Below are 13,128 nucleotides of genomic sequence, written 5' to 3' on the forward strand. Positions count from 1 at the left end.
TTTTGTCTCCTAGCATGAGAAAGTCACAAAACAGGTGGTATTTTGTGGTATGTGGGTGGTTGAACATCCAGATGTTGTGGAAGTGGTAGTGGTGAGAGTATAGGTGAAAAGCGGGTGGATGAAGAGGTTTTGTGACTTTTCATTGCTTGCTTTTTGTATGTTGAATTGTGTAGATGTACGATAGTTCTCTGATTTTTACAAACTATTATGAGAAAATGTTGATTGAAGAAAAGAAGAACGGAGATTATAATAAAAAAGAAATACCTAATCGAATGAGATAGAAAGGAGTATGAAAAGATGGATATATTGATAGATAAAAAGTTGAAATGTATATCAATTATGAAAAAATCAAAATAGATGATTATTTAAAACTTGTTGAAAATGCTTATAAGAATCGCGGAGGAATATCTGGACAAAGAGAAGCCCTGAAACAAAAAACGGCTATTTCGATAAGAAATAGAATGATTGCAGATATTAAAGAAGGAACTATTTTGCCGCCTATTGTTGTCGGGATCGTAATTGATGAAGTAAAATATAAAAATTAGAATCAAAGGAAATAAATTTTGAAGAGTTAGAGATTGAGAAAAATGCAGAGTTATTAAGTATTATTGATGGAATGCAAAGGACAACCGCTTTAATGAAAGCATGTAGTGAAAATGACAGTGTTGGTGAGCGTGAGTTAAGAGTAGAATATTGGATATCAGATAACAATAATAGCTTATTATATAGAATGTTAGTATTAAATACCGGTCAAGTTCCTTGGAATGTTAGAAGGCAGATAGAAGTTATTTTTTCCGGAATTATTAAAGAAATAAAAATAAAGTAGATTGCATTGCTGTTTTACAAATTGAAGATTCTGCTAGAAGAAAAAAGGAGGACAATATCAGGCTAGCGAATTGGTGGAACTATTTTTAGCTTTTGGTGCAAGAACATGGAAGGTTAATACGAAAGAAAAATTAACAGATGAATTTACACGCCATGATTTTTTACAAAGTAGTGGAGAAATAGATTTAATAGATATGTTTTGTGAAATTTTGAAATGTATGGCGGAAATAGATATTTTATTGGACGAAAAATATAAAATAAGTGAAGCTAAAGAAGAAGTTGAAATTGAAATCAATCAAAATGATAAATTTAAAAACGGTAAAGATTTATTCGCAAGTCAACCAGCTAGGATAGGATTTGTGGCGGCAGCTGGTGAAAAATAATTGGTAGACCAGGTGAAGAAAGATCTGCTGAAAAATCAAATGTGCGAAAAATGATTTTCTACAGACTTTTGAAACTATAAAAGAATCAATAGAAGAAAAAAACCGAGGAACTTATTGAGTATATTGATTTTAGTACTTTAAATCAAAAAATGGAGCGGAGGACAACAAAAGTAGGAGATTATGAAAGAGAGTTATTCTATGAAGCGTTCAAAGTTGCAGTAGATGAGAAAGGTAAAATGGATAATTTAGGAATTTGTTGGAGGACGTTTTAAAGTGAGCGTTTCAAGGAATGATTTACAAAAAATATTTTTCTAAATTAGAGAACTTTGTTACCAATAAGGAATGCGATTATCAATTTGATATACAAAAATGTTATATTGATTATCAAGAAGAAGATAAAAATATATCAGTACCATAAAACATTTTAAAGAACAAGAGTTTATTCCTAATGCTAGATTTTCAATGGGAGAATATAAGGATGATAAAATTTTGATTATTATTGGAGAACAAGAAATTGAAATTAATGATGAAGTCTTAACTAGTATAGAAATTGATTTGCCGATTTTTTTGTATGGAATATATGAATTAAATGGACAAGTCAATTATGGAAAATCCCCTATGGCGATATATAATGACATATTGTGTCAACCAGAAGATGACGAGTATACTGGACATAAATTGGAAGATTTGCAAGATTCATTTGAAAATATTGTTGCATATAAGATTGGAAAGAATAGTAGTTTGGTAGATGAAGATATGTATGCAGCTTATGCATATTATCTTTTGAAGAAATTACAAGAAAAGTCTGGAGAATGGGATAACAACACATTAGATGCTGTAGAAAGAGTTTTGTTAACCGGAAATGATAAAATACCATATCATAATATTGCTTTAGCGTTATTATCTAACCAATGGAATCATATTTTTTTGGAATCATATAGATGTATTGAACATTTATTTCAGATTATTAAACTTGATGAATTTCATGCTGGATTACAAACACAAATGTCCTTAATTGAATTTTCGAAACAGATAGAAGAAAAAATATCTTGGAGACCGAATGAAGAAAATGCAATAGAAGAGATTTTTAAGCAAATAGAAAATCAGGATTTTACAAGAGATTTGGAAAAGGTAAAAGGAAAAGAAAAAGAGGTTCAAGGGATGAAGCTCCATAAATGGTATTATCAAAAAAGAAATTCTATAGCACATTATAGGGCGGTACATGAACCTGTTAAGTTAGATGCAGCAGATTGGAATACAATGATAAAATTTAATTTTGAAGTTATAGAATACTTATATGATAAATATAAGAAGAAACTTTAGAAATATTGATACATAGCCGATTGATTCAAATTACAAGTCAGTCGGCTTTTTCATGCTCATTTTTATACATAGCCAGTCCTGTAAAAAGGATTGGCTATTAAATTTTCAAGGAAGGAGGAAACCATATGACCAAGTGTAAAGTTATCGCCCTTGCAAATCAGAAGGGAGGAACAGCTAAGACCACAACGACATTAAATCTGGGAATCGGTCTTGCACATCAGGGGCGAAAAGTATTATTGGTCGATGCTGATCCACAGGGAGACTTAACAACCGCATTAGGATGGACTGATGCAGATGATCTTCCGATTACGTTGGATACACAAATGAAGAAAATACTACAAGATGAACCATTTGTGTACAATGAAGGCATTTTACACCATAAAGAAGGAGTAGACATTATTCCGACCAACATTGAATTATCGGGCATGGAAATCTCACTGGTAAATGCCATGAGCAGAGAGCAGACACTAAAGCTGTATCTGGCAGATTTGAAAAAGGATTATGATTATATCCTGATTGATTGTATGCCTAGTCTTGGTATGCTGACGATCAATGCATTAGCTGCCGCAGACAATGTAATTGTTCCGGTGCAGGCTCATTATCTTCCACTAAAAGGCATGACACAGTTAATGAAAACAATCGGTAAGGTACAGAGACAGTTAAATCCCAATCTGAAGATTGATGGAGTCTTACTGACACTTGCAGATATGAGGACAAAACTTGCAAGAACAACAGAGGATAGCCTTAGAGAAAATTATGGAAAGCATATCAGAATTTTCAAAACGGTTATTCCAGTGGCTATCACAGCGGCAGAAAGCAGTGCAGCAGGACAGAGCATTTATGAGTATGACAAGAATGGAACTGTTGCAAAGGCGTATGCAGAATTTACGAGGGAGGTGATTCAGTGTGGCGAAAAGCAGAGAAATAAACATGAATCTTCCCTCAGTAGCTGACCTTTTTACAACGCAGGAAGAAAGAGACCAGAAGAATCAGGAGTATGTAAAAGATATTTCTATTTATGAGATTACAGATTTCCCAAACCATCCATTTAAGGTAAAGATGGACGATAAGATGTTGGAAACTATCGAAAGCGTGCGTGATCATGGCGTATTAGTTCCAGCACTTGTCAGGGAAAAGCCAACGGGCGGGTATGAAATGATTTCCGGACACCGTAGAAAAATGGCAAGTGAACTGGCAGGAAAAGAGACAATGCCATGTATTGTAAGAAATCTTAGTGACGACCAAGCAGTCATTGTCATGGTTGACAGCAATCTTCAGCGAGAAGAAATCTTACCATCCGAAAAGGCATTCGCTTATAAAATGAGACTGGAGGCAATGAAACGACAGGCAGGTAGACCTGGTAAAGAAAATATGTCGCCAGTGGCGACACATTTACGAGGAAAACGTTCTGATGAATTATTAGGTGAACAAGTAGGCGAAAGTAAAGATACAATCCGCAGATATATTCGTCTTACAGAACTTATCCCGGAAATCCTTGAAATGGTCGATGACAAAAAGATTTCTATGCGTCCGGCGGTAGAGCTGTCTTATTTGACGAAAGAGGAACAGGAGATATTGTACGACACCATGGAGTCGGAGGCTTGTACTCCAAGTCATGCACAGGCAATCAAAATCCGCAAATTTTCAGCAGAGGGCAGATTGAATGAAGATGTTTTGTTGTCGATTATGGCAGAGGAAAAGCCAAATCAGGTAGAGCAATGGAAAATCCCTAAGAACCGACTGAAGAAATATTTTCCATCGGGGACTTCACAACAAAAAATGGAAGAAACCATTATCAAAGCACTGGAATTATACCGGAAACGGGAAAAAAGCAGGGAACGATAGGCGTTTTGACACCAAGGGAGAAGTCTATCCGTTGGCGGTCAATGAGAAATCAGTCTTTTTCTGTTTCCCCTCCCCACACCCTACCCCTTTGGTTTACCAGCAGATTACCAGCCGAAAAGACAATAAGGAGCCGGGAACATCTTCTCTTTCGGAAGGTCAGAGATTCCCACACCCTGCATGACAGCAGGGAACAAACAGCATAAAGCAACAGCAGACGTTCCAGACGGACGTCTTTTTGATTGAAAAGAAAGGAATTGTAGAAAATGAAGAATATATGGAAATGAGTGTGTACAGGGATTCTTGCCCTGACCACGATTTTAACTGCATTACCGATCACATCGGTTCAGGCAGCGGAAACACAGTATTGGACGGAATCCTCAGAGAGAGTCGGATATATTGAACATGTGATGAATGATGGAACCATTCATTCTACATTCAATGAAGGTCACATGCGAGTAGAGGGCGAAACCGCCTATTGTGTAGATATTAACACCGGATTTAAAAATGGGTATAAAACCAGACACGATGCGAGTTCCAGTATGAGTGCTGCACAGATCGAAGATGTGGCATTGTCACTGGAGTATGTAAAGCAGTATAGGGGCAGTCACAGCAACCTGAATGCGAATCAGGGATATCTGTTGGAACAGTGTGTGGTATGGCAGAGATTGAGTGAGTATTTAGGCTGGCAGTGTGATAATGTCAGAGCTGCATATTCTGAGATTTCACAGGATATTCAGAATGAAGTGTATGCAGGAGCGAGAGCATTTGTACAGGCGAACAAAGGTCGGTATAAATGTGGAGGATATATCTATACTGGAGAGGGACAGGATCTCGGACAGTTTTGGGCAGAACTGAATGTCGGAAATGCAAAAGTAAAAAAGACAACCGCAAATGAGATTGTCACAAATGGAAATGAGATGTATTCCATTGTTGGAGCAACCTTTGGCATATTTTTAGACCAGAATTGTAGTAATCAGATTGGAACACTTACAACAAATGAAAATGGCGATACGAATGAAGTTGAAGTGACTGCAGGGAATGTTTACATCAAAGAGCTTTCTGCACCGAAGGGATATAAGCTGGATACGACAGTATACAGTCTGAAGGTTGAAGCCGCAAAAACAGCCGTATTAAATGTTTCCGATGTTCCGAAAGTGACAGAGACACTGGTAGACCTGTTCAAGATTGATATGGAGACGGGAAAAGCAACCGCACAGGGTAATGCAGCACTGACAGGAGCAGAATTTACCTGGCATTATTATGACGGACTTTATACAAAAGACAATTTACCAGAGAAAGCAACACGTACCTGGGTTACAAAAACGGTGGCAGAAAAGAGCAGTGACGGAAGTATTCATTATGTGACAAAAAATGTCAGATGCTTACAAAGTATCGGGAGATGCATTTTACATTCAGAATGAAAAAAGCGTATTACCACTTGGAACACTGACTGTTGAGGAGACAAAAGCACCAGACGGATATTTACTGGACGGAGCTTATATGCAGGCAGGAGACAGTACAGAACAGATAAAAGGAATGTATCTGACACAGATCACAGAGGACGGAGAACTTGCAGTTCTTTCCGGAAGCAACCAGTATTCCGTATCTGACCAGGTAATCCGAGGTGATGTGAAGATTCAGAAACGTGATTTAGAGACAAAAGATACCAAAGCACAGGGAAGTGCCACATTAAAAGATACTGCATTTGCAATTATTTCTTTGAACGAAAATTCGGTTCTGGTAGAAGGAAAGCTGTACAAAAAGAACGAGACAGTTAAGACGATTCAGACGGGGATTGACGGAGTAGCATCGACATCGGCAGATTTACTTCCGTATGGTAAATACAAACTGGAGGAGACAAAAGCACCGGAAGGTTATTTGACTAACGGAGCAAAAGCAATCGAATTTTCCATTACGGAGAATGGAAAGATTGTGGATTTAACTGATGAAAGCCATTCCATTTACAACCAGATTAAACGTGGAGATTTGGAAGGAGTAAAGATTGGAGCAGGCACACATAAGAGACTTGCCAATGTTCCATTTAAGATTACAAGCAAAACAACCGGAGAGAGCCACATCGTAGTGACAGATAAAAATGGTCAGTTTTCAACCGCTTCCGATTGGGCATCTCATAAGAAAAATACAAATGCCGGAACATCCAGTGAGGACGGTATCTGGTTCGGAACTTCTGAGCCGGATGACAGCAAAGGTGCCTTACTTTATGACACTTATGAGATTGAGGAATTATCTTGTGAATCCAACAAAGGCATGAAGCTGATTCCTGTATTTGAAGTTGTTGTAAGCAGAAATAAAGTAACAATCAATCTTGGAACATTGACCGATGAGTATGAAAAAGAGATTACCATTCATACAACCGCAACGGATAAGGCAACGGGCGAAAAAGTAATTGTTGCAGGAAAGAAAGTAACGATTGTAGATACGGTTACTCTGGACGGTCTGGAAGAAGGAAGAAAATACCAGTTAAAAGGCTGGCAGATGCTGAAAGAGGAAAATGCAGAACTGCTGATTGATGGAAAACGTGTGGAGAGTGATTACACTTTTACTGCTGACAGTGAGAAAATGAAAGTAGAGATGCCTCACTGGTAATTCCGAGGGAAGTCTTTAAGAGCAGTATTCTGGCAAATGTTTCTGCAATCATTGGACTTCATAATCATCCCAGTGGCAATGTGAAACCGTCAAAAGAGGATATGATTGTTACGAGAAAGCTGCAGAAGTGCGGACAGCTACTGGGGATAGAATTGCTGGATCATATCATTGTCGGTGGAACTAATGGAAAGATGCTCAGCTTCCGAGAAGAAAAGATGTTGAATGTGACAGGAAGGATGGATTGGGAGAGATAGAAGAAAAAAGAATTAGAAGTTTTTATTTATTGTAATATTTCATGTAGCGGCATTAGTAAAATAGTGTCGCTACAAAAAGCTGACTTATACATTGATATTATATGCATAACTCAAAATAAAATTGTTAAAAATAGAAAAAGAAACAATATATAACGAAAAAATCTCTAAATAAGAAAATTTACATTGACTGAGAGAAGAGTAAAACATATAATAAAGGTGGAGGTGTATAAGAATGTTAGTAAAAGTAAGTGTTGAAAATTTTAAATCTTTTGATAAAGCAGCAGAGCTGACAATGATTTCCTCAAATAAAATACGAACAAATGCAAATCACAGGTTAAAGATAAAAAGTACCCAGTTATTAAAATATGCAGTAGTTTATGGAGCAAATGCATCTGGAAAGACCAATTTGGCATTGTTCTTTAAATTTTTTAAAGATAGTGTCTGCAATGGTATTCCGATAGAAGCTACACAGATGTTTTGTAAGAATCGGCAGGAGAATAAGGAACGAGAAAGTAGTTTTGAAATTCAGATTACTGTAGGTGATAAATTTTATGCCTATGGTTTTTCTGCAGTTTTAAGCAGACGAAAAGTAACCGGAGAATGGTTATATGAATTATATCAGAATGGTTCAGCAAAATGTCTCTTTGAACGAGAAGGAAGTAAACGTCCGGTGTTAAATGATGGTATTACGCTGACAAACACAGAAAAAATAAATTTGAAACCTATGCAGATGATTTTGAAGGAAATGAAACATCTTTGTTCCTGACAGAAATGAATCGTGGAAAAAAATATAGCACACGATCTAAATTATTGTTTTTCCGGGATGTATATGATTGGATTCAGAATCATATTTCAATCATTACACCGGATACGCCATTGATTGATCTGGAATATTATTATGATGATAATTCGCTGAAGCTGATTAACAAATTAATCAAAACATTTGATACGGGTATCAGCCAGGTGAAAATAGAAGAAATTACATTGGATGAGTTATCAAATGCATTGCCAAAATCAGTATTTGATAAGATGATGCAGCATGTAAAAAATAGAATGGAAGAGCAGGAAGAACCATCATTCAGAATGACGATGAGGTCGAAGGAAACTTTCTTTAATATCGAAGTTGAAGGACATTCTGAACCGAAGGTCACAACAATCCGATTGCATCATAATAAGTCATTTTATGAGTTCGGTTTTGATGAAGAGTCTGATGGAACAAGAAGATTATTCGATTTGATGGATATGCTGTTGAATAAACGAGAAGATGTTCTTTATATTGTGGATGAATTGGAGAGAAGCTTACATCCGAAATTGACAGAACGATTTTTGCAATTGTTTATGCAGCTACATGATGAGCAGCGTATGCAGCTATTGTTCACTACACATGAATCATCCATTATGGATCAGGCTATTTTTAGAAGGGATGAAATCTGGTTTGTAGAACGTAACGCAGAAAATGCAAGCTCTATTTATTCCTTAGATCGTTTCAAGGAGAGGTATGATAAAGTGTTGAGCAAGGCATATCTGGAAGGAAGATATGGTGCGATACCGGTATTTTCAACATTCGACTTTAGAGAGGAGGAGTAGCCTTGGCTCCAGTAAGAAGTTATACGAATTGGAATAGCAGAACTACAGATGAAGAAGAACAGATTGAGCCTTATCGTAAATATTTCTTCATATGTGAGGGTGCTAATACTGAAACATGGTATTTCAAAAAGTTAATTGATATCCGAAAAGAGTTAAATATTCATCCATTGATCGATATCCGGTTACTTGAAAAAACAGAGGGAGACAGGGACATTTCATTTCCAAGACGTTTGATTGAATTTGCAGAAAATCAGAAAGAAAATCCGGAAATAGCATTTGATAAAGAACGAGATAAGATGATTGTTGTATTTGATGGAGACATTTTTGAAGAGAAGGTACTTGATTATGATGAATTGGTAGCTGAAGGTGAAAAGAAGAATATATTAGCGGTTAGTAATCCAGCATTTGAATTATTTCTGCTGTTACATTATGAAAATTCATACGAAGATGATATTGAGCCAAATGCTGAACAGATTATCCAGAATGAAAAAGATGGACATCAGACATTTATCTATAAGTTGTTACTTGCCAGAACAGGAATCAATCCGAAGAAAAATGCTGCGATTGGAGAACTGGCGAAAAATATAGAGATTGCTATTGAACAGGAAAAGAAAATCAATGAGGATATTCATCAGTGTAAAGGACAGATTACGTGTAATATAGGTCGGATTATTGATGAGATTCGGAAGGATGATGGAAGATAAGTTGTTAGATGAAAAATAGGGGTGGAAAGATACAGTATGAAAGCAGATAATATAAAAAATATAATCAGTGACATAGATCATCTACCGTATAGAGCAATTTTATTTGATGGAACATGGGGAATTGGAAAATCTTATGCGGTAAATGAGGCATTAGAAGCAAATCCCAATGTTTGTAAAATATCAATGTTTGGTTTGAAAGACACTAGGCAAATATATCATGAAGCTTTATTTCAATTGGCTTTAAAGAATAATATTGGTGGGAAAATAGGTGAAATAGCTAATAATATTTTAGATGGCGCATCAAAAAATCTGGGATAAAGTTGGTCAGGCAAAGGAAGCAGTACAAAGTATAGTCAATGAAAGAGAAATGTTTCTATTATTGTCAAAAGAGTTTACTTCTGTTCATATTATTGTAATAGATGACTTGGAAAGAATGAGTGATGACATAAATTTGGAAGATATATTTGGAATTATAGAAGAACTCAAGCAATGTAATTATGTAAAAGTTATTGTGATTGCGAATACAGATGAAATACAATCGGACAAAAAAGTTGTATTTGAAAAGTATAATGAAAAGGTCATTGAAAGAATATATCATATTACAGAACGTGCAGAGAAAGTGACATGGAGTAAAATGAATATCCATGCAGACTTTGTTGAAAAATTCTTGGAAATCCATAAAGTCAAAAATTTACGGACGCTCGAAAAGGCGCAACGTTTTTTTGAAGATGTAAAATTGTTTTGTAATAGTGACATGAGTGAGCAATTTAAAGAAGAATTAAAGTTAATATGCTTTGCTGTTGTTGTGGAGAGTGTAGAAAACTTGTACTATAAAGAAATTGATTCTGATAATACTGATTCTGTAGAAAAAATGACAAATACGATTGGAAATATGCTTCAGCATAGAATTGGCAGATATCTTTATGGAATAAAGTGTAGTACAAATTTGGTAGAAATGATACTGAAATATTATGAGGAAGGGGTACTAAATGAAGAACAATTGGAGGCTGAATACAAGTTATTTCTTAATTCAGGAGATAAGCCTAACTATTATAAGTCAGATGAGGAAATAAGGAGTGTATTACCTATTTTAAGAGAGAAAATGCTTGAAGCAAAGAGTTTGGCAGAATTAAATGAATTTGCAGATGCGTATGTTGTTTGGAGTGATGTTTTAGAGGAAAATAATGAAAGTGTTTTATCAGAATATAGAAATATTTTAGAAGAAATGCTGGAAAAAACTGTATTAGATGGGAAAGAGGAAATGCTATCGTATTCATATGATTTGTTTCACATGTCATCGGAAAAGACAAAAAGAATATATCAAGAAGAAAATAAAGAAATGATGAAATTTTTAATAGAGACATATGTGGGATATTTGAAAAAACAACTCATGGGAAAAAGGCTTATGAGTATTCATATAAACTTAGAAATAATTTTGATAGTAGTTATTATCATGATATTATCATATCAGAGATAGACAATTTGTATAATAAAAATTCTTTTCCAGTAGACAATGTGGATGAGGATAGATATCATACGTGTTATAATATTATGTATGTTTTGTATCATTCAGATGCTGAAAAATTCTTGCAGTATTGTGAAAAAATAAAAGAAGATTGTGATAATATGTCAAGACATAGAATAGAAGTTTTGGTCGAAGAAATAGTAAAAAATAGAAATAAAATCTACATAGCCAGATGGTTCCAACTCAAGGAATCACCTGGCTATTTTCATGCCTGGATATTATTCCAATAATATCAATACAAGGCAGGAAAGGAGATGAAAATTATGCCATATATACCACCATCAGTTGTGCAAGAGGTCAAGCGGATGGACTTGCTCACATACCTGAAAAATTATGAACCATACGAATTAGTTCACTTTTCTGGCAACACCTACACTACCAGAACACACGATAGTTTGAAAATATCAAATGGGAAATGGATGTGGTGGAGTCAGAGAACCGGAGGCAGATCAGCACTGGATTATCTGATCAAAGTAAGAGGATACAGTTTTTTAGAGGCGGTTGAATTGCTTGCAGAACGGGCAAATATTCAGCCGCCTCTTTTTGTATCTGAGAATGTTCCGATGAAGAAACAGTTACTGTTTCCAAAGAAAAATCAAGATGATCAGAAAGTGATTGCGTATCTTTTAGGACGTGGGATTGATAAGGAAATCATTCAGTTTTGTTTGGAGTCCGGAAGAGTTTATGAAAGTGCATTTCATCATAACGTAGTGTTTGTAGGGATGGATGAGAAAGATAATCCGAAATATGCAGCTCTTAGAGGAATCGGAACCAGCTTTATAGGAGAAGCAAATGGAAGCAATAAGAATTATTCTTTTTCCATTTTTGCAGAGAAATCCAATGATACGGTGCATCTGTTTGAGTCAGCCATTGATTTGTTATCTTATGCGACGTTGCAGAAATTAGACGGGAAAGAGTGGAGGAGAGAACATTTATTGTCACTGGCAGGTGTCTATCAGCCAGCAAAAGAAATTGAAAAAAGTAAAGTCCCTGCAGCGTTGGCCAGGACATTAAAAATGCATCCAGAGGTGAAGACAATCGTTCTGCATTTGGACAATGACCGTATTGGAAGACTTGACACAAAAGCAATTTCTGCAGTGCTTCCAAAGCAATATCAGGTAAAAGATGTACCGCCAAAACAAGGAAAAGATTACAACGATCTGCTCTGCATCAAGTTAAATCTGGCAATTACAAAGCGAGAAAAACGCACAAAAAAGAATATGTCTGGTCATGAAAAATATGAGAGATAGAAGGTGAAAAAAGATATGAAAATTGCAAGATATGAGTTGAAGGTTGTGTATAAGAAAGGACTGATTTTGATGATGGAAGACGATATAGACAGCGAAGATCTGTTGAAGATTTTTCTGGAAACACAGTTGAAAGAGGAAAAAGAACAGAGTGAATTACTTGGAATTATTGCTGAAAAAGTGTCAGAAGAAAGCTGTACGGAGCAGTGTGAAAGCTGTCAAAAGTATTGTCCGGCAAGTGAAGAATGTATGGCAACTGATGAAAATGTACGATGCACAAAGTGTGAATACTTGTGTGAAACTTGCGGGATTTGTGAACTGAAAGAATAAAAAAAGCAAGTGCTTTTTCGGCAAGTAAATCTTCTGATACCCGGAACAGTGAGACGGGTGCAGAAGAATACACAATACCAGCAAGCAACGCCTTTGGATTGCCACACAGGTTTCCTGCCTGGCAGTCTGCGGCAGCTTGTCAGGGAGAAAGGTGTTTCGCATTTATTGGGACATGCCAAGGAAATCATATCAGTAGATGTCTATGGAGATACGCAGGAAATCATAGAAGACTGTCTGGATGTATTGGAACCATTTATTGAAGAAGTTATTCCAAAAGAGCGGAAAAATCAGTATTATGATTATTCAGAAGTGATTGAAATAGACTTAATCCTGGAGGAATATTTCAACGCAGCATGATAAAAAATAGTACAAATAAGAATCGAACATTTGTACTTTTTTCTTGCGCTAATCTATATACTTTCAAAAATTTATTTGATATAATAGGGACTGTTACAAGAACAAACAGTAAAAATATGACAGGACCGGAGCCTGGTATCA

General features: G+C 35.9%; 15 protein-coding genes and 1 pseudogene. All 16 read left to right on the forward strand.

The genetic code is table 11. The features are described from left to right. Positions 1 to 326 precede the first annotated feature (326 nt). The 16 genes and pseudogenes from CK1_RS15215 (at position 327) to CK1_RS15290 (ending at position 12,987) form a co-directional block, all read left to right on the forward strand. Complete coding sequence (locus CK1_RS15215; RefSeq protein WP_015527046.1) at positions 327 to 545, forward strand: hypothetical protein; 219 nt, start codon at positions 327 to 329, stop codon at positions 543 to 545. Between the two features lie 92 nt (positions 546 to 637). Continuing rightward, positions 638 to 826, forward strand: a complete 189-nt coding sequence (locus tag CK1_RS15220) for a hypothetical protein (RefSeq protein WP_015527047.1) — start codon at positions 638 to 640, stop codon at positions 824 to 826. Positions 827 to 899: 73 nt separating this feature from the next. Next, entirely contained in the window at positions 900 to 1,208 is a 309-nt protein-coding gene (locus tag CK1_RS15225) for a hypothetical protein (protein ID WP_306288969.1), read from the forward strand. A 489-nt stretch (positions 1,209 to 1,697) separates the two neighbouring features. Beyond that, positions 1,698 to 2,531, forward strand: a complete 834-nt coding sequence (locus CK1_RS15230; protein WP_306288970.1) for a hypothetical protein — start codon at positions 1,698 to 1,700, stop codon at positions 2,529 to 2,531. Between the two features lie 125 nt (positions 2,532 to 2,656). Beyond that, positions 2,657 to 3,484 (forward strand): ParA family protein, encoded by an 828-nt coding sequence (locus CK1_RS15235; RefSeq protein ID WP_015527048.1) that lies wholly within the window; start codon positions 2,657 to 2,659, stop codon positions 3,482 to 3,484. Further along, positions 3,462 to 4,376: a ParB/RepB/Spo0J family partition protein gene (locus tag CK1_RS15240; protein ID WP_015527049.1), complete on the forward strand. Its 915-nt coding sequence runs from the start codon at positions 3,462 to 3,464 to the stop codon at positions 4,374 to 4,376. Before CK1_RS15235 ends, CK1_RS15240 begins: the two co-directional genes overlap by 23 nt. A 284-nt stretch (positions 4,377 to 4,660) precedes the next feature. Then, a pseudogene (locus tag CK1_RS15245) lies at positions 4,661 to 6,977 on the forward strand (SpaA isopeptide-forming pilin-related protein); the annotation flags it as partial. Positions 6,978 to 7,012: 35 nt separating this feature from the next. Continuing rightward, complete coding sequence (locus CK1_RS15250) at positions 7,013 to 7,237, forward strand: JAB domain-containing protein (RefSeq protein ID WP_306289120.1); 225 nt, start codon at positions 7,013 to 7,015, stop codon at positions 7,235 to 7,237. A gap of 232 nt (positions 7,238 to 7,469) precedes the next feature. Further along, positions 7,470 to 8,003: an AAA family ATPase gene (locus CK1_RS15255; protein ID WP_015527053.1), complete on the forward strand. Its 534-nt coding sequence runs from the start codon at positions 7,470 to 7,472 to the stop codon at positions 8,001 to 8,003. After that, positions 7,994 to 8,824, forward strand: coding sequence for an AAA family ATPase (locus tag CK1_RS15260; protein ID WP_306288972.1), 831 nt, complete (start codon positions 7,994 to 7,996; stop codon positions 8,822 to 8,824). The genes CK1_RS15255 and CK1_RS15260 overlap by 10 nt, the downstream gene beginning before the upstream one ends. A gap of 2 nt (positions 8,825 to 8,826) precedes the next feature. Further along, positions 8,827 to 9,528 carry an RloB family protein gene (locus tag CK1_RS15265; RefSeq protein ID WP_024852958.1) on the forward strand — a complete coding sequence of 234 codons (702 nt, stop codon included), beginning with the start codon at positions 8,827 to 8,829 and terminating at the stop codon, positions 9,526 to 9,528. 36 nt (positions 9,529 to 9,564) lie between these two features. Then, positions 9,565 to 9,846 (forward strand): hypothetical protein, encoded by a 282-nt coding sequence (locus CK1_RS15270; RefSeq protein ID WP_015527054.1) that lies wholly within the window; start codon positions 9,565 to 9,567, stop codon positions 9,844 to 9,846. After that, entirely contained in the window at positions 9,821 to 11,005 is a 1,185-nt protein-coding gene (locus CK1_RS15275) for a hypothetical protein (protein WP_015527055.1), read from the forward strand. The genes CK1_RS15270 and CK1_RS15275 overlap by 26 nt, the downstream gene beginning before the upstream one ends. Before the next feature lie 311 nt (positions 11,006 to 11,316). Further along, positions 11,317 to 12,303, forward strand: a complete 987-nt coding sequence (locus CK1_RS15280; protein ID WP_306288973.1) for a DUF3991 domain-containing protein — start codon at positions 11,317 to 11,319, stop codon at positions 12,301 to 12,303. A 15-nt stretch (positions 12,304 to 12,318) separates the two neighbouring features. Beyond that, on the forward strand, positions 12,319 to 12,630 hold the full coding sequence (locus tag CK1_RS15285; RefSeq protein WP_144094579.1) for a hypothetical protein: 312 nt from the start codon (positions 12,319 to 12,321) through the stop codon (positions 12,628 to 12,630). 57 nt (positions 12,631 to 12,687) lie between these two features. Then, positions 12,688 to 12,987, forward strand: a complete 300-nt coding sequence (locus tag CK1_RS15290) for a hypothetical protein (RefSeq protein ID WP_306288974.1) — start codon at positions 12,688 to 12,690, stop codon at positions 12,985 to 12,987. Positions 12,988 to 13,128 lie beyond the last annotated feature (141 nt).

It is taken from the genome of Ruminococcus sp. SR1/5 (assembly GCF_000209835.1).
GTDB lineage: Bacteria > Bacillota > Clostridia > Lachnospirales > Lachnospiraceae > Blautia_A > Blautia_A fusiformis.